A 20614-nucleotide genomic window follows, 5' to 3' on the forward strand; every position below is an offset into this window, starting at 1 on the left:
CAATCCGGACGGCAGGGGTGCCTATCATACCGGCAAACCCTTCCCGGCCATATCACGCAATCTGTGATGAATATAGCTACAAGCTATATCGATAGCCTGTACCGGCCCTTTCGCGGGTGAACCCGCTCCCACAGGGACTCCACTGGTCTCAAGAGTAGTGATGAACCTGTGGGAGCGGGTTCACCCGCGAAGGGGCCGGCACATGTAACGGCAATCTCATCCACAGCCGCAGCCCATGCTTGCCATTCTGCGCCCACAAGGTGCCACCCTGACGCTGGATTGCACTGCGGGCGATGCTCAGCCCCAGGCCGAAACCACCATCCCCGGGCCGCGAACCGTCCAGCCGTGAGAACGGTGCAAAGATCCGCTCCAGGTCTTCTTCAGCCACGCCACCGCCTTCGTCTTCCAGCCACAACCGCCAATACCCGCCTTCACGCTGCCCACCGAGGCGCACCACACCCTCGGCCGGCGAGTGACGAATGGCATTGCGCAACATGTTCTCCAGCGCCTGGGCCAGGTAGTTCAGGTTGCCCTGCACCCAGCAGTCCGCCGGCACTTCGCAGCGCAGCCGCGCCGGTGCCCAGCCGCTTTCATAACTGGCATTCTCGGCCAGCAGCTCCCACAGCGCCTGCACCTCGATCGGCTCAAGGTTCATTGGCGCACGTTCGGCGTCCTGCCAGGCCAGTTGCAGGATATCCTCGACCAGCTGCTGCATGCAGTCCACCTCCCGTGTCAGGCGTTCACGCAGGCGCTGCAGGTCGGTTTCACCATCGCAGGCCACCCGCAGCCGGCTGAGTGGCGTACGCATTTCGTGAGACAGATCACGCAGCAACTGCTGCTGCATGGCTACCGTGCCCTGCAGCCGCTCGGCCATCTGGTCGAAGGCACGGGCCAGTTCACCCAGCTCGTCATGCCGGGCGATGGTGCGTGAGTCGAGGCGAGCCGACAACTGGTCGGCGCGCCAGGCATTGGCCTGCTCGCGCAATTGGTTCAACGGCACGATCAGCATGCGATAAAGGCCAACGCACAACAGCAGGGTGAACAGACCCGGGATGATGCCGTTGGTGATGATACGCCACAGCATCCGGTACTGGCCGGGGTTGAAGCGCTGCGGCAGTTCGATCACCAACATGCCCTGCTCCGGTGCCCCCGGGAACGGTATGCGCAACCACGGCTGGTCGACGCTGCGCCGACTCATCGGCCAGTCGACACCGCGCAGGCGGGTCAACCGCTGCATGATCTGCGGGTCGGGGCTGGCGCTGTCGAGCGGCCGCAGGTTCAGGTCGAGCACGCCAACCCAGCCGCGTTCGCGCTGGTGCATCGCCGCCACCCAGCGGTCCAGCCCTGCCCGCCCACCACTGCGCCATGCCTGCTCGGCCTCGGCGGCATAGCCACGCAAGGCCTGCCGCGCCGGCTCCGAAAGGAAGGCGTTCTGGGTCTCCATGTGCCGACCCCAGGTGTAACTGAGGCCGATCATCAGCAGGCAGAAGCCCACCAGCAGGATCGCCAGCTTCCAGAACAGCGAATGGCGGTCGAGCATGGGTTACTCCGCCTCGCTGACGCTGAGCACGTAGCCCTTGCCCCACACTGTACGGATCTGCCGTTCGTGATAGCCGATGCCCTTGAGCTTGCGGCGTATCTGGCTGACGTGCATGTCCAGGCTGCGGTCATGCCGCGAATAGCCTCGCTGCAGTACTTGCTGGTAAAGGAACGGCTTGCTCAGGACTTCGTCGAGGTTGCGGTTGAGAATGTCGAGCAGGCGGTATTCGCTGGGTGTCAGGCCGGCCAGGCGGCCATCCAGGCGCACGTCGCACAGCGCCTCGTCGTATTGCAACTCGCCACTGCCGTCCTGCACCTGCGGGGTTTGATGGCGCCGCTCGAGGGCCACACGGCGCAGGATAGCCTCGATGCGCACCCGCAGCTCTGCCATGCTGAACGGCTTGGGCAGGTAGTCGTCGGCACCACGCTGGAAGCCGCTGATGCGGTCGGCTTCGGCACCTAGCGCCGACATCAGGATCACCGGCGTGGCGCTGCGCTTGCGCAGCTGCGCCAGGGCATCCAGGCCGTTTAGCCCGGGCAGCAGGATGTCCATGAGCACCACGTCGAAAGCATGGCGACCCGCCGTTTCAAGGCCCTCCAGGCCGTTGCGGCACCAGGTCACCTGGAAGCCGCCGCGCTGCAGCTCTTCGTGCAGATAGGTACCGAGGACCGGATCATCCTCGATGGCGAGGATATTGGAGTTGTGAATAGCTACAGGATTCATTGGCAACTGCCATGCATTCTCAATTGCGCGATTATTGAGTATCCAGCGCCTGCCAGGCAACCGCCCTGCGACCAATGCCGCTGCAAGGGCACAAAACACGTACTAAAGAGGTGCAATAGCACGGCAGGCGGAGTAACTTCCCGGCTTGGCCGTCATCGCTTGACGGTGTCCAGGCACATGACAGGAGGCGAGTGTGCTCGATCGCTTGGGAATTCGCAGCCGGGTCCTGCTGTTGGCCCTGCTACCGGCCGGCCTGATGGCATTGGTGCTGGGTAGCTACTTCACCTGGCTGCAACAGAACGACCTGCGCACCCAGCTGCTGCAACGCGGCAAGATGATCGCCGAGCAACTGGCGCCGTTGGCCGCGCCCGCCATGGCCAAGCTGGCACCGGCACAACTTGAGCGCATTGCCGCACAAACACTGGAGCAGGCCGATGTGCGCGCAGTCGCCTTCCTGGCCCCGGACCGCACGCGCCTGGCTCATGCCGGCCCGAGCATGCTCAACCAGCCGCCCAGCGGCGGCACCGGCACCCAGCTGCTGCAACGCAGTGGCAATGACGCCACCCGCTATCTGATGCCAGTGTTCGGCCACCACCGCGACCTGGCCACCGATGCCGTGCCGACCGAAGCCGAACGCCTGCTGGGCTGGGTCGAGATCGAGCTGTCCCACGACGGCACCCTGCTGCGCGGCTACCGCAACCTGTTCACCAGCCTGTTGCTGATCCTCGCATGCCTGGTGCTCAGCGGCCTGCTGGCACTGCGCATGAGCCGCACCATCAACGACCCGATCAAGCGCATCAAGCACGCGGTCAACCAGCTCAAGGACGGCCACCTCGAGGAGCGCCTGCCGGCCATGGGCAGCCACGAGCTTGACGAGCTGGCGCGCGGCATCAACCGCATGGCCGAAACCTTGCACAACGCCCACGAAGAGCTGCAGCACAGCATCGACCAGGCCACCGAGGACGTACGCCAGAACCTGGAAACCATCGAGATCCAGAACATCGAGCTGGACATGGCGCGCAAGGAAGCCTTGGAGGCCAGCCGCATCAAGTCGGAATTCCTGGCCAACATGAGCCACGAAATCCGCACCCCGCTCAACGGCATCCTCGGTTTCACCCACCTGCTGCAAAAAAGCGAGCTGACACCGCGCCAGCTCGACTACCTGAGCACCATCGAGAAGTCTGCCGACAACCTGCTCGGGATCATCAACGAGATCCTCGACTTCTCCAAGATCGAGGCCGGCAAGCTGGTGCTCGACAGCATCCCCTTCAACCTGCGCGACCTGATCCAGGACACCCTGACCATCCTCGCCCCGGCCGCCCACGCCAAGCAGCTGGAACTGCTCAGCCTGATCTACCGCGATACTCCGTCGTCGCTGATCGGCGACCCGTTGCGGCTCAAGCAGATCCTTACCAACCTGGTCAGCAACGCAATCAAGTTCACCCGCGAGGGCACCATCGTCGTACGCGCCATGCTCGAAGATGAGCACGAGGACAGTGCGCAGCTGCGCATCAGCGTGCAGGACACCGGCATCGGCTTGTCGCCGCAAGATGTGCGTACGCTGTTCCAGGCCTTCAGCCAGGCCGACAACTCGCTGGCCCGCCAGCCTGGCGGCACCGGCCTGGGGCTGGTGATTTCCAAGCGCCTGATCGAGCAGATGGGCGGCGAAATCGGCGTCGACAGCACCCCGGGCGAGGGTTCGCAGTTCTGGATCAGCCTCAACCTGCCCAAGGCCCACGATGGTGTCGAGGAGCTGCCGCTGCAACCGCTGCTGGGCCGCCGCGCAGCCATCGTCGATGGCCACGAACTGGCGCGCCAGGCGTTGGAGCACCAGCTGGAAGACTGCGGCCTCAGCGTCAGCCTGTTCGCCTCCTTCGACCAACTGCTGCAGGGCGTGCAAGCCGCCAGCCAGGCCGGCCTGCCGTTCGAGTTCGCCGTGCTCGGGGCCAACCTTGGCAACCTGTCGCCCGAGCAGCTGGGCCATTACCATCAGCAGCTCGAGCGCTACCATTGCCAGTGCGTGGTGCTGTGCCCGACCACCGAGCAGGCGCTGTACCACCCGTACCTTCCCAACGGCCATGGCCAGTTGCTGTCCAAGCCGACCTGCACGCGCAAACTGCGCCGCCTGTTGCTGGAACTGGTGCAACCGCGCCGCCCGCAGGGCGAGGTGAACAGCATCAACGGCCAGCGCCAGCCGAAGATCCTCTGCGTCGACGACAACCCCGCCAACCTGCTGCTGGTGCAGACCCTGCTCGAAGACCTGGGCGCCGAGGTGCTGGCCGTCGACAACGGCTATGCGGCAGTACAGGCGGTACAGAACGAACCGTTCGACCTGGTGCTGATGGACGTGCAGATGCCCGGCATGGACGGCCGCGCCTGCACCGAGCAGATCCGCCTGTGGGAAAACACCCAAAGCGGCGACCCGTTGCCGATCGTCGCCCTCACCGCCCACGCCATGGCCAACGAGAAACGCGCGTTGCTGCATGGAGGCATGGACGACTACCTGACCAAGCCAATCAGCGAACGGCAGCTGGCCCAGGTGGTAATGAAATGGACCGGCCTGAGCCTGGGTGCGCCAGAGCAGGAACGCCTGGCCGAGCAACTGGCCAACGGTGATGACCTGAAGGTGCTGGACCCTGAGGAAGGCCTGCGCCTGGCCGCCGGCAAAGCGGACCTGGCGGCCGATATGCTGAGCATGCTGCTGGGCTCGCTGGAAGCCGACCGCGAAGCCATACGCGCCGCCCGCGAGGCCGACGACCGCAACCGCCTGATCGAACAGGTGCACCGCCTGAACGGCGCCTCACGTTATTGCGGTGTGCCGCAGTTGCGGGCCGCTTGCCAGCGCAGCGAAACCTTGCTCAAGCAGGAAAACCCGCTGGCACAGCTGGCACTGGACGAACTGGATGCGGCAATCAACCGCCTGGCGGCGCAGGCCAGATTGAGCGCCTGAAGCCCGAGCACATTACTTGTAGGAGCAGCCTTGTGCTGCGAAGAGGCCGGTGCAGGCGGCCATTAATGTATCGCCTGTGCTGGCCTCTTCGCAGCACAAGGCTGCTCCTACAAAGAATGTACCTGGCCGGCACGGATCAATATCGGGCAAACATCGCTGGCTACAATCCCCAGACCACTGCAAAGGAAGCCCCACCATGCGCGCCCTGTTGTTCAGCAGCCAGCACTACGACCAGGAAAGCTTCACCCGTGCCGCCAGCGGCACCACACTGGACCTGCACTTCCAGCCTGCCCGCCTGACCCTCGACACCGCTACCCTGGCCGATGGCTACGAGGTGGTCTGCGCCTTCATCAATGACGAGCTCGACGCCCAGGTACTGCAGCGCCTGGCCGCGGGCGGCACGCGCCTGGTCGCCCTGCGCTCGGCCGGCTACAACCATGTCGACCTGGCCGCCGCCCAGCGCCTGGGCCTGACCGTAGTGCGAGTGCCGGCCTACTCGCCGCACGCCGTTGCCGAACACGCAGTGGCGCTGATCCTGGCCCTGAACCGGCGCCTGCACCGGGCCTACAACCGCACCCGCGAGGGTGACTTCACCCTGCACGGGCTTACCGGCTTCGACCTGCACGACAAGACCGTCGGCGTGGTCGGTACCGGCCAGATCGGCACCGCCTTTGCCCGCATCATGTCCGGTTTCGGCTGCCAGTTGCTGGCCTATGACCCTTACCCCAACCCCGAGCTGCTGGCCTTGGGCGCGCGCTACCTGCCATTGCCCGAGTTGCTGCGTGAAGCCCGCGTCATAAGCCTGCACTGCCCGCTGACCGAGCACACCCGGCACCTTATCAATGCACAAAGCCTGGCCCAGTTGCAGCCCGGCGCCATGCTGATCAACACCGGCCGCGGCGCGCTGGTCGACACCCCGGCGCTGATCGACGCGCTGAAGAGCGGTCAGCTCGGCTACCTGGGCCTGGACGTCTACGAAGAAGAAGCCCAGCTGTTCTTCGAGGACCGCTCCGACCTGCCGCTGCAGGACGACGTGCTGGCCCGTCTGCTGACCTTCCCCAACGTGATCATCACTGCCCACCAGGCGTTCCTTACCCGCGAGGCACTGGATGCCATCGCCGCGACCACGCTGGACAACATCAACCGCTGGGCGGCAGGCAATCCACAGAATCTGGTGATGGGTTAGTGCTAGGATACGCGGCATTTCTGGAGGACCCATGGTCGAGCACGATTTCCGCTACACCCTTTTCAACCCGCAACACACCCTGATCGAGTGCCGCGCCCTGGTGCCGGGCCGTTACCAGGTCACCGGCAACGGCGGCTCGATGCACAAAGGCGACACCCTGCTGGTCACCCTCAAGGGCAGCAAGGATTTGTCCATGCGCCTGACAGTGGAGAGCGTGCGCCACCTGATCAACCCGCGCGGCCAGTGGGTTGCCGTGGCCAGCGGCCCGGTGTTCAACGAGCTGGAAATCCTTACCTGGCAGGTCGCGTGCGACAGCTGCGACGCCGTGCTGGACTTCGAGTTCGCGGTGGACGCCAAGCTGGGCAAGAAAGCCCGCCAGCCTGCCGCCAGCGCGCGGGTTGCCGAGCTGGGCTGGGCCAGCCGTGGCGAAAAACACCTGTGCCCGCGTTGCCAGGAGAGCGCCGAGTGAAAAATCTGCTGACCGGCGTGCTGATTGCCACCGGCCTGCTCGGCTGCGCCGCAGAACCTTCCAAGCTGCAGCAGGAGCGCAGCTATGTGCTGGAGTGGATTGGCGAACGGCCGCTGATCGACTACAGCCACCTGACCCTGACCTTGGCCAGCGATGGCCGTGCCTATGGCAATGGCGGCTGTAACCACTGGTTCGCGCCATATACACTGGACGGCGAGCACCTTAGCTTCGGCAAGGTCGGCAAGACCCGCAAGCTCTGCGCGCCGGCGTTGATGGAACAGGAAAAACGCTTCCTGCAGGCGCTGGAAACAGTGCAGCGCTGGGATGTGTCGCCTATCGAGCAGATGCGTTTCTGGCCGGCCGAAGGCAAGCCACTGCGCTTCTGGCCTGAGGAAGGCTGAATATTGCCGGGGCCGCTTTGCGGCCCATCGCGGCACAAGGCCGCTCCTACATGGGATGCGATCTCCTGTAGGAGCGGCCTTGTGTCGCGATGGGCTGCAAAGCAGCCCCAAAATGCATCAGGCGCCCTTCAGCGCCTTGATCTTGGCCTGCAGCCCTTCCAGGGTCTGCTCGCCCATAAGTTGCTCCCGCACCTTGCCCTTGTCATCGATGATGTAGGTCACCGGCAATGCCTCGCTACGTGGCAGGTCATAGCGCTCGGCCGGGTCCTGCGCCAATACGGTGAAAGCGATGCCCAGGGTTTCGGCAGCCTGCTTCAGCTCCTGCCCTTGCAAGCCATCGAAGTTCACCCCCACCACCTTGATACCATCGGCCGCCCATTGCTTGGCTGCCGCGTTCAGTTCAGGGATTTCGGTACGGCACGGCCCGCACCATTCGGCCCAGTAGTTGAGCACCAGCCAGTGCCCGTCGATCTGTTCGGCCTTAACCGTATTACCGTGTTGGTCCACGCCATAATCGGCACCGCAACCACCGAGCAACAGGCTCGCGGTGATGGCCAGTACTGCTGCCAGACGCCTTGCCATGGGTCAATCCTTCTCGAGTTTTAAAGCAAATTGGTCAGTCGCTGCGGTTAGAATAGCCGCCACACCCTGCTGGATGCGACCCGACATGACCGACCTCACGCTCTATCATAACCCGCGCTGCTCGAAATCCCGCGGCGCCCTGGAACTGCTCGAAGCTCGCGGCCTGGCGCCGACCATCGTACGCTACCTCGAGACCCCGCCCGACGCGGCCACCCTGAAGGCCCTGCTCGGCAAGCTGGGCATCGCCCCGCGCCAGCTGCTGCGTACCGGCGAGGACGAGTACAAGGAGCTGAACCTGGCCGACCCGGCGCTGACCGACGCACAACTGATCGAGGCCATGGCCCGGCACCCCAAGCTGATCGAGCGGCCGATCCTCGTCGCTGGCGACAAGGCCGTGGTCGGCCGACCACCCGAGAAAGTACTGGAGATCCTTCCGTGAGCGAGCCCTACATCCTGGTGCTGTATTACAGCCGCCATGGTTCGACCAGCGAGATGGCCCGGCACATCGCCCGCGGCATCGAGCTGGCCGGCATGGAAGCCCGCCTGCGCACGGTACCGGCGATTTCCACCGAGTGCGAAGCAGTGGCCCCGGACATCCCGGCCAATGGTGCGCTGTACGCCACCCTGGACGACCTGCGCCACTGCGCCGGCCTGGTACTGGGCAGCCCGACCCGCTTCGGCAACATGGCGGCGCCGCTCAAGTACTTCCTGGATGGCACCAGCAGCCTGTGGCTGGGCGGTGAACTGGTCGGCAAGCCGGCAGGCGTGTTCACCTCTACCGCCAGCCTGCACGGCGGACAGGAAACCACTCTACTGTCGATGATGCTGCCGCTGATGCACCACGGCATGCTGGTGATGGGCCTGCCGTACAGCGAATCGGCATTGCTCGAAACCCGTGGCGGCGGCACCCCGTATGGCGCCAGCCATCATGCTGGCGCCGATGGCAAGCGCGAGCTCGACCAGCACGAGATAGCCCTGTGCCGCGCCCTTGGCCAACGCCTGGCGACCACTGCAAAGGCCCTGGAGGCTGCACGTGGCTAAGAAGCCCAAGGTATTGCCGCCGCTTGAGTGGCTGGCGCCTCGCCTGCGCCTGACACGGGCGCTGAGCCTGGCATTCTTCTTCGGCCTGATCGCCCTGCTGGTGGCGAACAACCTGTGGTTCGCCAACCTGCACGGGGCGCGGGTCGAGGTGATCCTGGCGATCGAGCTGGTGCCGTTGCTGCTGTTGCTGCCGGGCATGCTGACAGGTAGCGCCCGGGCACATGCCTGGACCTGCTTCGTGGTGAATATCTATTTCATCAAGGGCGTACTGGCGGCGTTCGACCCGGCGCGGGCGGTATTTGGCTGGGTAGAAGTGCTGGTGAGCCTGGGGCTGTTCACTGCCGGGCTGCTGTATGTGCGCTGGAAGTTCCAGCATGAGCGGCGCATGGCGGGCGAAGGCAGTTAGATTCTTCGCGGGCTTGCCCGCTCCCACAGGGTTCGCGCCACACTTGAGGTCGGCGCTGTACCTGTGGGAGCGGGCATGCCCGCGAAGGGGCCAACACAAATCTCAATGGTTGACGGTATGCGCCAGCATCACCGACAACTGGCACAGCGGCCGCCCACTCTCCGCATGCCACTGGTTGAACGCCTGCTGCACCAGGGCCAGGTCCCGCTGGCTGGTCGGCGGCTTGTCGACCACCTTCTGCGCAATCAACGCCGCAGCCATGTCATCGGTAGGGATGAACGTGTCCTTGCCAACCATTCGCAGGAAGCGCGGTGCCGACAACCCGCCCAGCTGGTTGCCGTGCTTGGCCAGGTACTTCCACAAACCGACGATGTCAGTCACCGGCCAGTCGGCGATGAAGGCGCCGAAACTGCCCTTCTCCTTGGCCACGTCAAGAACCATCTGCGCATTGCGCGGCACGCTCTTGAGCTTGCCCAGGTGGCGAATGATGCGCTCGTCGTGCATCAGCCGCTCGAGGTGCTCGGCGCCCATCAATACCACCTTCTCCGGGTCGAAGCCGAAGAACACCTGCTCGAACGCCGGCCACTTGGCATCCACCAGGCTGTGCTTGAGCCCGGCGCGGAACACGCGCAGGGCCAAGGTCGAAAGGTAGCGATCGTCGCTGATATCACGCAGTTGCGCCGGTGTGCGCGGCTGCGGCAGGAAGGCCTCCAGGGCCTGGGCCGAGCCGAAGCGGTTCAGGCAGTACTCGTGCAACCACTGGTAATCGCGCATGGGCTCAGATGTTCAGCACGTCAAGGAAACGTGGGGTGGCGTTCTCGTCGATCTTCAGGCTGGTGAAGTCGAACAGGTTGCGGTCGGCCAACTGCGACGGTGCCACGTTCTGCAAGGCGCGGAAGATGCTCTCGGTACGCCCCGGGTGCTTGCGCTCCCACTCCACCAGCATGTCCTTGACCACCTGGCGCTGCAGGTTTTCCTGCGAACCGCACAGGTTGCACGGGATGATCGGGAATTCCTTCATGTCCGAGTAGGCCTGGATATCCTTCTCGCTGCAGTAGGCCAGCGGGCGGATCACCACGTTGCGGCCATCGTCGGCGCGCAGCTTCGGCGGCATGCCCTTGAGCGCACCGTTGAAGAACATGTTGAGGAAGAAGGTTTCGACGATATCGTCGCGGTGGTGCCCCAGCGCCATCTTGGTCGCGCCAATTTCGTCGGCAAAGGTGTACAGGGTGCCACGGCGCAGGCGTGAACACAGCGAGCAGGTGGTCTTGCCCTCGGGGACAAGCTCCTTGACCACCGAATAGGTGTCCTTCTCGACAATGTGGTACTCGACGCCCAGTTCCTTCAGGTAGGCCGGCAGCACATGCTCGGGGAACCCCGGCTGCTTCTGGTCCATGTTCACCGCGACGATCTCGAACTTGATCGGTGCCACCTTCTGCAGGTGCAACAGAACGTCGAGCATGGTGTAGCTGTCCTTGCCGCCGGACAGGCAGACCATGACCTTGTCGCCATCCTCGATCATGTTGTAGTCGGTGATGGCTTCGCCGGCGAGACGACGCAGGCGTTTTTGCAGTTTGTTCTGGTTGACCGAGAGGGTGCCCATAGCGCTTGGATCCGCGAGGTGTGACAAAAGCCGGCTATTTTACGCACAAACGCGGCGGCGCTGTAGGCATTCCGATAAAGACTTCATTGTAATCAACAGCGCGTCTTACAGCGCAATTTGCTCTAAAAAGCACGGTTTATGCGGGTAACGGCTTCCTATACTGCGACATAAGGCCACATTACCGCTTGCTTCGGTGTTCGGGCCTAGGGCCGCTTGCGCTCCATCTGGGGGGCGTTTGGCAACATTGAGAGGAGTGATCGGCATGATTCATCACGTTGTGGGGCTGTTTACCCATCCCGACCAGGAATGGCGGGAAATTCGTGGCGAAGAAGAAACCATCAGCCACATGTACCTGACGCACACCCTGATCCTGGCTGCGATCCCCGCCGTTTCGGCGTTCATCGGTACAACCCAGGTCGGCTGGGTGATCGGCGACCGGCCAGCGGTTATGCTGACCATGGAAAGCGCCATCTGGATGAGCATCATGTCGTACCTGGCGATGCTTGCCGGGGTGGCGGTAATGGGGGCGTTCATCCACTGGATGGCCCGCACCTACGATGCCAACCCGTCCATGGCACAGTGCATCGCCTTTGCCACCTACACCGCCACACCGTTGTTCATCGGCGGCCTGGCGGCGCTGTACCCGCACCTGTGGCTGGGCATGCTGATCGGCACGGCCGCCATCTGCTACACGGTGTACCTGTTGTACGTCGGTTTGCCGACGTTCATGAACATACCGTCCGACGAAGGCTTCCTGTTCTCCAGCTCGGTGCTGGCGGTAGGCCTTGTGGTACTGGTGGCGATCATGGCCGCCACGGTGATCATCTGGGGACTGGGCGTGGGGCCCGTCTACACCAACTAGAACAGACTCGACCAACACTGGGGCATCAAACCTGGGGCCGCCGCAAGGCGGCCTCTGGCTGTGCGCTGACCGGTGGCTCGGCAGGTTGCCCGGGGTTGCGGCATAATGTCCGGTCAGGAGAACCACCCCGCCATGCCCGAGCTGCTCAGACAACGCGTCGAAACCTGTTACCAGCAAGCTGAAACCTTCTTCAAACGCCCCTTCCCACGCCCGGAAATCAGCTTCAAGCTGCGCGGGCAAAAAGCCGGCGTCGCCCACCTGCACGAGAACCTGCTGCGCTTCAACCTGCAGCTTTACCGCGAAAACCAGGAAGACTTCTTGCGCCAGACCGTGGCCCATGAGGTGGCGCACCTGGTGGCCCACCATCTGTTCGGCGACCGCATCCAGGCCCATGGCGAAGAGTGGCAGCTGATCATGCGCGGGGTGTATGAACTGCCGCCCAACCGTTGCCACAACTACGAAGTGCAACGGCGCGTGGTGACCCGCTACATCTACCGCTGCCCGTGTCCGCAGAGCGACTTCCCGTTTACCGCGCAGCGGCACAAGCTGGTGCGCCAGGGGCGGCGCTACCTGTGCAAGCGGTGCAGGGAGATATTGGTGTACAGCGGCGAGACGCGCGTCGAATAGATTGTGTCTTGCCTGTTCCGGCCTCTTCGCGGGTAAACCCGCTCCCACAGGGGTACCACTGCCCTGTGGGAGCGGGTTTACCCGCGAAGAGGCCAGTGCTGGCGATATATGAATCACAGGCACAAGAAAGGCGACCCAAGGGTCGCCTTCTTTTGCATCAGCCTGCGCCTTACTTCTCGACGAAGGCACGCTCGATCAGGTAGTCACCCGGCTCGCGCATGCGCGGGGAGATCTTCAGGCCGAAGCTGTCCAGCACTTCGCTGGTTTCGTCGAGCATGCTCGGGCTGCCGCAGATCATCGCGCGGTCGTCCTGCGGGTTGATCGGTGGCAGGCCGATGTCGCTGAACAGCTTGCCGCTGCGCATCAGGTCGGTCAGGCGGCCCTGGTTCTCGAACGGTTCACGGGTCACGGTCGGGTAGTAGATCAGCTTGTCGCGAACCGACTCACCGAAGAACTCGTTCTGCGGCAGGTGCTCGGTGATGAATTCGCGGTAGGCCACTTCGTTCACGTAGCGCACGCCGTGCACCAGGATCACTTTCTCGAAGCGCTCGTAGGTTTCCGGGTCCTGGATGACACTCATGAACGGTGCCAGGCCAGTGCCGGTGCTCAGCAGGTACAAGTGCTTGCCCGGGTTCAGGTCGTCGAGTACCAGGGTACCGGTAGGCTTCTTGCTGATGATGATCTCGTCGCCTTCCTTCAGGTGCTGCAGCTGCGAGGTCAGCGGACCGTCCGGCACCTTGATGCTGAAGAACTCCAGGTGCTCTTCCCAGTTCGGCGAGGCGATGGAATAGGCGCGCATGAGCGGACGGCCGCTTTCTTGTTGCAGGCCGATCATCACGAACTGACCGTTCTCGAAGCGCAGGCCCGGGTCGCGGGTGCACTTGAAGCTGAACAGGGTGTCGTTCCAGTGGTGCACACTGAGGACACGTTCGTGGTTCATGTTGCTCATTTAATGGGGCTCCTGAAGAAAGACGCGGCGCGCGCAAGACGCGCAGTTGCGCGATAGTTTAGGGGCAGCGACAATATCTGTTAACTGGATTATCAAGATATGTGTTATCGGTTATATCGATATGCGATTTACACTTCGTCAACTGCAAGTCTTCGTTGCCGTGGCCCAGCACCAGAGCGTTTCCCGCGCCGCCAGTGTGTTGGCCTTGTCGCAGTCGGCCGCCAGCACCTCGATCACCGAGCTTGAGCGACAGTCCAGCTGTCAGCTGTTCGACCGGGCCGGCAAGCGCCTGAGCCTCAACGCCCTGGGCCAGCAACTGTTGCCGCAGGCAGTGGCCCTGCTCGACCAGGCCAAGGAAATCGAAGACCTGCTCAACGGCAAGTCCGGTTTCGGCTCGCTTGCAGTCGGCGCCACGCTGACCATCGGCAACTACCTGGCCACCCTGCTGATCGGCAGCTTCATGCAGGTGCACCCGGAAAGCCAGGTGAAGCTGCATGTGCAGAACACCGCGCATATCGTGCAACAGGTGGCGCATTACGAAATTGATCTGGGTCTGATCGAAGGCGATTGCAACCACCCGGACCTGGAAGTGCAGCCCTGGGTCGAGGACGAACTTGTGGTGTTCTGCGCGCCACAGCATCCGCTGGCCAAACTGGGACGCGCCGATGTACAGACCTTGTCCCAGGAGGCGTGGATCCTGCGCGAACAGGGCTCAGGCACGCGCCTGACCTTCGACCAGGCCATGCGCCACCACCGCACCAACCTCAACATCCGCCTGGAGCTGGAACACACCGAAGCCATCAAGCGCGCGGTGGAGTCGGGCCTGGGCATCGGCTGCATCTCGCGCCTTGCCCTGCGTGACGCCTTCCGCCGCGGCAGCCTGGTAGCGGTGGAAACCCCGGAGCTGGACCTGATGCGCCAGTTCTACTTCATCTGGCACAAACAGAAGTACCAGACCTCGGCCATGCGCGAATTTCTCGAACTTTGCCGCAACTTCACCGCGGGTTTCACACGCAGTGACGAGATCGTGTTGCCACCGATCGCTTAAAGCAGGATCACACCCCACACCAGCGCCACCATGGTCAATGCCACCAGTTGCGCGGCGCTGCCCATGTCCTTGGCGTTTTTCGACAGCGGGTGGCGCTCCAGCGAAATACGATCGATGGCTGCCTCCACCGCCGAGTTGAACAATTCGACGATCAAGCCCAACAGGCACACGGCGATCATGATTGCACGCTCTGCACGGCTGACCGGCAGCCAGAAGGCAATCGGGACCAGCAGCACGTTGAGCAGCACCAGTTGGCGGAACGCGGCCTCACCCTTGAAGGCAGCGCGCAGCCCATCCAGCGAATAGCCGGCGGCGTTGAAGATACGTTTGAGGCCAGTCTGGCCCTTGAATGGCGATGTCATGTGAGTCACTTCACAGCGGAAAGGCCAGCAGACTAGACCGGCACGGGTAAAAAAAGCGTGAAGCCACGCCCACTCAGCTGCTGGCAACCGATTCAAGTTGTTGCAGCAACAACGCCGCCTGGGTGCGAGTACGCACACCCAGCTTGCGGAAGATTGCCGTCACATGGGCCTTGATGGTCGCTTCCGACACGTTCAGCTCATAGGCGATCTGCTTGTTCAGCAGCCCTTCGCAGACCATGGTCAGCACCCGGAACTGTTGCGGCGTGAGGCTGGCAAGGCCTTCGCTGGCGGCCTTGGCTTCGGCCGAGACATCGACCTTTTCGAACGCCTGCGGCGGCCACCAGACCTCACCATCGAGCACCTTGCGCACCGCATCCTGGATCACTTCCAGGGTGCTGGACTTGGGAATGAAGCCACTGGCGCCAAATTCGCGGGACTTGACCACCACTGCAGCCTCTTCCTGCGCCGATACCATCACCACGGGGATCTGCGGGTATTGCCCGCGCAGCAGCACCAGCCCGGAAAAACCGTAGGCACCCGGCATGTTCAAGTCCAGCAACACCAGGTCCCAGTCGTCTTTTTCGCTCAGACGGGTTTCCAGTTCGGCAATGCTGGCAACTTCTACCAGGCGTACATCCGGGCCCAGGCCGAGGGTAACGGCCTGGCGCAAGGCGCCACGGAACAGCGGGTGGTCATCGGCAATCAGGATTTCGTAAGTGGCCATCGATCTGGGGATCCTGTTCTGTGTCGGGCACTCGGGTAAGGGTCATTATGAACCAAAGCAGGGGTTGTGCCCCTTGGACTATAGGAAGGTATGCAAACGCTGGTGGGTGTCGTCCTGCTCGTCCAGCGGCAGGCGACGCTTGCCGCTCAGGTAATGCAGGCTGAACACATCCAGGTAGGCGTCCAGCGCCTGCGAGGCCTGGGTATCGCCGGCAAGGTCCAGGCACATGGCCGCGACTTCCGCGGTACAGAAGTGATCATCGCGCTTGGAGCGGCGCAGGCGGTAGCGGGACATCTGCTCGGCCTGCAGGCTCAACACCGGGAAGCGATCAAGGTACGGGCTTTTGCGGAACATCTTGCGCGCTTCGGTCCAGGTGGCATCCAGCAGGATGAACAGCGGACGCTTGCCGGGCTCGCGCACTACCTCGCTGACCACTCGCTCCTGGGCAACGAATTCGCCGGGAAAGACGATGTAGGGCTGCCAACGCGGGTCGCCCAGCAACGCCAGCAAACGTTCGTCGACCGAAGTGCGCAGCCAGCCGAAAGCCGAGGTGTCCTCGATCAGGTCGGCGATCAGCCAGCCGGTATTGGTGGGCTTGAGCGGCTCGGTGTCATGCATCAGCAGGCACACGCCGGACTCGGCCTGCACCCGGGGCTTCCAGGCGCACAGGCAATGAGTGGCAATGACCCGGCAATCGGGGCAGCGTTCGGCACGTGAACCACGGGCGATAAAGGGCTTGTTGCTGCGAGCCAGGCGTTCGGCGCGCAGGCGCGCTACCGCATGGCTCATGCCGGCAGGCCTCTGGACAGGTTGGGAATGGACACAAGGATGACTCGGAGAAAACTAAGGGCGCCAGTCTACCAGAACAGGGGGCAATTGCTGTGCAGGTGGCAGCGCGGACCTTATAATCGCTGTTTTTTCCGTACCCCAGCCTCGCGCCCGCGCGATTTTCAGGGAACGCCGTCGACCCGCGCATGTCAAAGCGCCAGTCATCGAACCAGGAGAGATTCATGCTGCGCCGTATCGTCCCCGCCCTGAGCCTGTTGCTCGCCCTGCCCCTGGCAGCCCAGGCGGCTTCCAAGCAGGAATACGACCTGAACAACATGCTGCAGAAGGTTGCCAAAGAGAGCAGTATCGGCACCCCGCGAGCCATCAACGAGGACATCCTCGACCAGGGTTACACGGTGGAAGGCAAGGCACTGGTCAACCACCTGAGCGTGCGCCAGGACCATGCCGCGCGCATGCAGGCCAACCCCGAACAGGTCCGCAGCCAGCTGGGTGATAGCGTCTGCCGCAACAGCGGTTTCCGTAACCTGATGTCCAAAGGCGCGGTGATGGTCTACCGCTTCACGGTATACAAGACCAATCAACCGATCATGGACCAGGCGTTCGACAACGCCAGCTGCGTGGCCGGCAACAAGAAGAAGTAAACCAGCTCGGATCGCTACGCCTTCTCGTCTTCACGGGCGCACCAGCGCCCCTCAGCGGCATCGGCGCGCATCTCTGCCAGCAGCGCCTGCAGGTAGCGCGACTGGCATTCCAGCCCCGACAGCCTGCGCCGGCACTCGTTCTCCAGGCTCAGGTGATGCATCTGGGCCGCATTCTCCAGCTGCTGGTAAAGCTGCCGGTCAACTTCGATGATCAAGCGATGCATACCGCCACCTCCTGCATCGACACGTTTCGCTTTACCCAGTTAACCAAACCCGCATCCCCCGTGGCTGCATGCCGACGGGCGGCTGTGGCGAACACCCCCGGCAGGATTGAGCGCAAGGGTCTAGATTGAGGTCAGAGGTATAGGTGCAGAAGGAGACGTTGCATGCCTTACCAATCGAGTGAACTGCTGTTCAGCCATTTCCGCGACAACAACATCGACCTGAGCAACATCGACGCACAACTGCAACTGGTGGCACCGAACAGCCCCAACCTGCCGCTGTACCGCGACATGATGCTGACCATCCTGCGCATGGCCCATGACGACACCGACCGCTGGAGCGCCAAGATCACCCTGCAGGCCCTGCGCGAACTGGACCATTCGTTCCGCACCCTGGAACGCTACAAGGACCGGCGCAAGGTGACCGTGTTCGGCTCGGCGCGCACCCCGCTGGAACACCCGATGTACGCCCTGGCCCGCGAACTGGGCGCAACCCTGGCGCGCTCTGACCTGATGGTCATAACTGGTGCCGGCGGCGGCATCATGGCAGCCGCCCATGAAGGCGCCGGCAGCGACCACAGCCTGGGGTTCAACATCACCCTACCCTTCGAACAACACGCCAACCCCACGGTAGATGGCACCGACAAGCTGCTGCCGTTCCATTTCTTCTTCATCCGCAAGCTTTTCTTCGTCAAGGAGGCCGATGCACTGGTGCTGTGCCCGGGTGGTTTCGGTACTTTGGATGAAGCATTGGAGGTGCTGACCCTGATCCAGACCGGCAAGAGCCCGCTGGTACCGGTGGTGCTGCTGGACTCACCAGGTGGCAGCTTCTGGCGCGACTGCCTGGACTTCATCAGCCGGCAACTGGAGGAAAACCGCTACATCTTGCCCAGCGACCTGAAACTGCTGCGCCTGGTGCACAGCGCTGACGAGGCAGTGGAGGAAATCAACCAGTTCTACAGCAACTACCACTCCAGCCGCTGGCTGAAGAGCCAGTTCGTGATCCGCATGCATCACCCGCTCAGCGAAGCGGCGCTGTATGACATCCAGGAAGGCTTTGCCGACTTGCGTCTGAGTGGCAAGTACCACCAGCAACCTGACAGCAGCGCCGAGCACGAAGTGGGCAACTTCAACCACCTGACCCGTTTGTCATTTGCCTTCAATGGCCGGGATCAGGGCAGGCTGCGCGAGCTGGTGGATTTCATCAACCTGCCGGAGAACTGGGCCAAGCCGCAGCCCATGCATACGACCCAGCGGGCCAGGGAGGCGTTGAAGGTCAGTTGATCGTGACACAAGTCCGCTCCCACAAAGGACTGTAAAACGGCCCCAGCCCTCAGTAATCGTCGAGATCACGCCCACTGAGCAGCCGGCCGATCATGTCCATGGGGAAACCCCGGTAAGCCAGAAACCGGGTTTGCTGGGCACGGCCGCGGGGATCTTGCGGGCGCTGCCCGGCAAACTTGCGCTGCCATATGTCACGCATGCGCCCGCCCCAGTCCACCTCGCTCTCGCGTAGTGCCTGCTCGATATCAGCACGCGCCAAACCGCGCTGGCCTAGCTCTTCGCGAATACGTGCAGGGCCATAGCCAGAGCTGGAACGGTACCGGATGAAACTTTCGAGGTAGCGGGCTTCGCTAAGCAACCCTTCTTCGGCGAGCCGATCGAGTTCAGGCTCAATCAGCTCGTCCGAAGCGCCGCGCTGACGCAACTTGCGCGTCAGCTCGACGCGACCGTGCTCACGTCGCGCAAGCAGGTCCATGGCTGTCCGCCGGATGGCGACGGGGGTGTCGAGTACGGCGGACATGTTCGGCTATCTACCGCGCAATCAATAGCCGGCGTCAGCGTCGGCCATGTCATCGGCATCGGCTTCGGCAGCAGCAGCCTTGCCAGCAGCTGCAACAGCACCAGAGGTCAGCAGCTTCTCGCGAATCTGCTTCTCGATCTCGGCGCCAATAGCCGGGTTCTCAGCCAAGTACTTGGCAGCGTTTGCCTTGCCTTGACCGATCTTGTTGCCCTGGTAGGCGTACCAGGCACCGGACTTCTCGACCAGGCCTTGGGAAACACCCAGGTCAATGATCTCGCCGTTACGGTAGATACCTTTGCCGTAGAGAATCTGAAACTCGGCCTGACGGAAAGGTGGCGAAACCTTGTTCTTAACGATCTTGACGCGGGTTTCGCTACCGACCACCTCGTCGCCTTCCTTGACCGCACCGGTACGGCGAATATCCAGACGCACCGAGGCGTAGAACTTCAGGGCGTTACCACCGGTGGTGGTTTCCGGGCTGCCGAACATCACACCGATCTTCATACGGATCTGGTTGATGAAGATGACCAGGCAGTTGGCGTTCTTGATGTTACCGGTGATCTTGCGCAGCGCCTGGGACATCAGGCGCGCCTGCAGACCCACGTGCATGTCACCCATTTCGCCTTCGATCTCGGCCTTCGGTACCAGGGCAGCAACGGAGTCGACGATGATCACGTCAACGGCGTTGGAACGCACCAGCATGTCGGTGATTTCCAGGGCCTGTTCGCCGGTGTCCGGCTGCGAAACCAGCAGGTCGTCGACGTTGACGCCCAGCTTGCCGGCGTACTCGGGGTCGAGGGCGTGTTCGGCGTCGACGAAGGCGCAGGTGGCGCCGTTTTTCTGGGCTTCGGCGATGACCGACAGGGTCAGCGTGGTCTTACCCGACGATTCCGGGCCGTAGATCTCGACGATACGGCCTTTTGGCAGGCCGCCGATGCCCAGGGCGATGTCCAGGCCCAGCGAGCCGGTGGAGATGGCAGGGATAGCCTGGCGCTCGTGGTCGCCCATGCGCATGACGGCGCCCTTGCCGAATTGGCGTTCGATCTGACCCAGGGCCGCAGCCAAGGCGCGCTTCTTGTTGTCGTCCATTGAAATCCTCACGTGTTCGACTTGGCCCTGACGGCCGGAATACCTGTATAAGTAGCCAGTATTATTCCACAGGCAGACGCTCGCGCAAACCCCTGTCGTCGATTTACTCGGCACCAAGCTGTAACAAGCCGTCTAACGCGGCGATCACCGTCTGTCGGCGCACCGCCTCGCGGTCGCCGTCAAACTGGCGCCGCTCGCTGAACACATGGTTGCCGTCGCCCCAGGCCAGCCACACGGTGCCCACCGGTTTGGCCGGCGAACCACCGTCCGGCCCGGCCACGCCGCTCACCGCCACGGCAAAGCGCGCGCCGCTGGCGGCCTGGGCGCCGCGGACCATCGCTTCGACCACTTCCTGGCTGACCGCGCCAACCTGGCCGAACAACACCGCGGGCACTCCCAGCTGACGGGTTTTCTGGGTGTTGGAATAGGTCACGTACCCAGCCTCGAACCAGGCCGAGCTGCCGGGCACGCGGGTGATGGCCTCGGCGATGCCGCCACCGGTGCAGGATTCGGCGGTGGTCACCTGCGCGTTGAAGCGACGCAGGTGTTCACCCAGGCGGGTGGCAAGCGTGGTGATCGGGTCCATGTCGGGCTCCT

At 63.1% G+C, this 20614-nt stretch carries 25 protein-coding genes; 12 read left to right on the forward strand and 13 right to left on the reverse strand.

Annotated elements, in window-relative coordinates; all coding sequences use genetic code 11:
- Positions 1 to 148: 148 nt before the first annotated feature.
- Both WM94_RS12125 and WM94_RS12130 read right to left on the reverse strand, forming a co-directional pair.
- Complete coding sequence (locus tag WM94_RS12125) at positions 149 to 1540, reverse strand: sensor histidine kinase (protein WP_061551295.1); 1392 nt, start codon at positions 1538 to 1540, stop codon at positions 149 to 151.
- A gap of 3 nt (positions 1541 to 1543) precedes the next feature.
- Complete coding sequence (locus WM94_RS12130; protein WP_061551296.1) at positions 1544 to 2263, reverse strand: response regulator transcription factor; 720 nt, start codon at positions 2261 to 2263, stop codon at positions 1544 to 1546.
- A 193-nt stretch (positions 2264 to 2456) separates the two neighbouring features.
- On the opposite strand from WM94_RS12130, the gene WM94_RS12135 reads away from it, so the two are divergent.
- From WM94_RS12135 to WM94_RS12150, 4 genes are all read left to right on the forward strand, one after another.
- Positions 2457 to 5213 carry a response regulator gene (locus WM94_RS12135; RefSeq protein WP_061551297.1) on the forward strand — a complete coding sequence of 919 codons (2757 nt, stop codon included), beginning with the start codon at positions 2457 to 2459 and terminating at the stop codon, positions 5211 to 5213.
- A gap of 196 nt (positions 5214 to 5409) precedes the next feature.
- Entirely contained in the window at positions 5410 to 6399 is a 990-nt protein-coding gene (locus WM94_RS12140) for a 2-hydroxyacid dehydrogenase (RefSeq protein WP_061551298.1), read from the forward strand.
- 31 nt (positions 6400 to 6430) lie between these two features.
- Entirely contained in the window at positions 6431 to 6868 is a 438-nt protein-coding gene (locus WM94_RS12145; protein WP_004375491.1) for a hypothetical protein, read from the forward strand.
- Complete coding sequence (locus WM94_RS12150) at positions 6865 to 7269, forward strand: META domain-containing protein (protein ID WP_004375489.1); 405 nt, start codon at positions 6865 to 6867, stop codon at positions 7267 to 7269. Before WM94_RS12145 ends, WM94_RS12150 begins: the two co-directional genes overlap by 4 nt.
- A gap of 117 nt (positions 7270 to 7386) precedes the next feature.
- On the opposite strand, the gene WM94_RS12155 is transcribed toward WM94_RS12150, so the two are convergent.
- Positions 7387 to 7851 (reverse strand): TlpA disulfide reductase family protein, encoded by a 465-nt coding sequence (locus WM94_RS12155; RefSeq protein ID WP_015269224.1) that lies wholly within the window; start codon positions 7849 to 7851, stop codon positions 7387 to 7389.
- Positions 7852 to 7936: 85 nt separating this feature from the next.
- Here WM94_RS12155 and arsC point away from each other — a divergent pair, with 85 nt between their 5' ends.
- From arsC to WM94_RS12170, 3 genes are read left to right on the forward strand one after another with little or no spacing between them, the layout of a single operon-like run.
- The gene (gene arsC, locus WM94_RS12160) at positions 7937 to 8290 is read left to right on the forward strand and encodes an arsenate reductase (glutaredoxin) (protein WP_061551299.1); all 354 of its coding nucleotides are present in this window, start codon (positions 7937 to 7939) and stop codon (positions 8288 to 8290) included.
- On the forward strand, positions 8287 to 8892 hold the full coding sequence (gene wrbA / locus WM94_RS12165) for an NAD(P)H:quinone oxidoreductase (RefSeq protein ID WP_015269222.1): 606 nt from the start codon (positions 8287 to 8289) through the stop codon (positions 8890 to 8892). Before arsC ends, wrbA begins: the two co-directional genes overlap by 4 nt.
- Complete coding sequence (locus WM94_RS12170) at positions 8885 to 9298, forward strand: DUF2069 domain-containing protein (RefSeq protein ID WP_039615077.1); 414 nt, start codon at positions 8885 to 8887, stop codon at positions 9296 to 9298. The genes wrbA and WM94_RS12170 overlap by 8 nt, the downstream gene beginning before the upstream one ends.
- 102 nt (positions 9299 to 9400) lie before the next feature.
- Here WM94_RS12170 and WM94_RS12175 read toward each other — a convergent pair whose 3' ends face one another.
- Together WM94_RS12175 and ttcA are read right to left on the reverse strand one after the other, a co-directional pair.
- Positions 9401 to 10072 carry a DNA-3-methyladenine glycosylase I gene (locus WM94_RS12175; protein ID WP_004375485.1) on the reverse strand — a complete coding sequence of 224 codons (672 nt, stop codon included), beginning with the start codon at positions 10070 to 10072 and terminating at the stop codon, positions 9401 to 9403.
- A gap of 4 nt (positions 10073 to 10076) precedes the next feature.
- Positions 10077 to 10901, reverse strand: coding sequence for a tRNA 2-thiocytidine(32) synthetase TtcA (gene ttcA / locus WM94_RS12180; protein WP_012270926.1), 825 nt, complete (start codon positions 10899 to 10901; stop codon positions 10077 to 10079).
- Positions 10902 to 11163: 262 nt separating this feature from the next.
- On the opposite strand from ttcA, the gene WM94_RS12185 reads away from it, so the two are divergent.
- Complete coding sequence (locus tag WM94_RS12185) at positions 11164 to 11763, forward strand: Yip1 family protein (protein WP_003252385.1); 600 nt, start codon at positions 11164 to 11166, stop codon at positions 11761 to 11763.
- Positions 11764 to 11895: 132 nt separating this feature from the next.
- A complete protein-coding gene (locus tag WM94_RS12190; RefSeq protein WP_013971347.1) occupies positions 11896 to 12390 on the forward strand; it encodes a SprT family zinc-dependent metalloprotease in 495 nt (164 codons plus the stop codon).
- Between the two features lie 169 nt (positions 12391 to 12559).
- On the opposite strand, the gene fpr is transcribed toward WM94_RS12190, so the two are convergent.
- A complete protein-coding gene (gene fpr / locus WM94_RS12195; protein WP_004375483.1) occupies positions 12560 to 13339 on the reverse strand; it encodes a ferredoxin-NADP reductase in 780 nt (259 codons plus the stop codon).
- Between the two features lie 121 nt (positions 13340 to 13460).
- Here fpr and finR point away from each other — a divergent pair, with 121 nt between their 5' ends.
- Positions 13461 to 14387 carry a LysR family transcriptional regulator FinR gene (gene finR / locus WM94_RS12200; protein WP_004375481.1) on the forward strand — a complete coding sequence of 309 codons (927 nt, stop codon included), beginning with the start codon at positions 13461 to 13463 and terminating at the stop codon, positions 14385 to 14387.
- Here the strand turns inward: finR and WM94_RS12205 are convergent.
- The 3 genes from WM94_RS12205 to WM94_RS12215 all read right to left on the reverse strand — a co-directional run bounded on the left by WM94_RS12205 (position 14384) and on the right by WM94_RS12215 (position 16262).
- Positions 14384 to 14749, reverse strand: coding sequence for a diacylglycerol kinase (locus WM94_RS12205; protein ID WP_004375479.1), 366 nt, complete (start codon positions 14747 to 14749; stop codon positions 14384 to 14386). The genes finR and WM94_RS12205 overlap by 4 nt on opposite strands.
- Positions 14750 to 14822: 73 nt before the next feature.
- Entirely contained in the window at positions 14823 to 15473 is a 651-nt protein-coding gene (gene erdR / locus WM94_RS12210; protein ID WP_039615079.1) for a response regulator transcription factor ErdR, read from the reverse strand.
- 78 nt (positions 15474 to 15551) lie between these two features.
- Positions 15552 to 16262: a tRNA-uridine aminocarboxypropyltransferase gene (locus WM94_RS12215; RefSeq protein ID WP_025337999.1), complete on the reverse strand. Its 711-nt coding sequence runs from the start codon at positions 16260 to 16262 to the stop codon at positions 15552 to 15554.
- Between the two features lie 221 nt (positions 16263 to 16483).
- Between WM94_RS12215 and WM94_RS12220 the strand changes: the two genes are divergently transcribed.
- On the forward strand, positions 16484 to 16903 hold the full coding sequence (locus WM94_RS12220) for a quorum-sensing-regulated virulence factor family protein (RefSeq protein ID WP_061551300.1): 420 nt from the start codon (positions 16484 to 16486) through the stop codon (positions 16901 to 16903).
- Between the two features lie 14 nt (positions 16904 to 16917).
- On the opposite strand, the gene WM94_RS12225 is transcribed toward WM94_RS12220, so the two are convergent.
- Positions 16918 to 17127: a hypothetical protein gene (locus WM94_RS12225; protein ID WP_004375471.1), complete on the reverse strand. Its 210-nt coding sequence runs from the start codon at positions 17125 to 17127 to the stop codon at positions 16918 to 16920.
- A 162-nt stretch (positions 17128 to 17289) separates the two neighbouring features.
- Between WM94_RS12225 and WM94_RS12230 the strand changes: the two genes are divergently transcribed.
- On the forward strand, positions 17290 to 18408 hold the full coding sequence (locus WM94_RS12230) for an LOG family protein (RefSeq protein ID WP_004375469.1): 1119 nt from the start codon (positions 17290 to 17292) through the stop codon (positions 18406 to 18408).
- Positions 18409 to 18457: 49 nt separating this feature from the next.
- On the opposite strand, the gene recX is transcribed toward WM94_RS12230, so the two are convergent.
- The 3 genes from recX to WM94_RS12245 all read right to left on the reverse strand — a co-directional run bounded on the left by recX (position 18458) and on the right by WM94_RS12245 (position 20603).
- Entirely contained in the window at positions 18458 to 18928 is a 471-nt protein-coding gene (recX, locus tag WM94_RS12235; RefSeq protein WP_004375466.1) for a recombination regulator RecX, read from the reverse strand.
- Positions 18929 to 18949: 21 nt separating this feature from the next.
- Positions 18950 to 20017, reverse strand: a complete 1068-nt coding sequence (recA, locus tag WM94_RS12240) for a recombinase RecA (RefSeq protein ID WP_015269214.1) — start codon at positions 20015 to 20017, stop codon at positions 18950 to 18952.
- A 103-nt stretch (positions 20018 to 20120) separates the two neighbouring features.
- The gene (locus tag WM94_RS12245) at positions 20121 to 20603 is read right to left on the reverse strand and encodes a CinA family protein (RefSeq protein WP_061551301.1); all 483 of its coding nucleotides are present in this window, start codon (positions 20601 to 20603) and stop codon (positions 20121 to 20123) included.
- Positions 20604 to 20614: the final 11 nt, after the last annotated feature.

This window comes from Pseudomonas sp. ABFPK (assembly GCF_001586765.1).
GTDB classification, from domain to species: Bacteria; Pseudomonadota; Gammaproteobacteria; order Pseudomonadales; family Pseudomonadaceae; genus Aquipseudomonas; species Aquipseudomonas asiatica.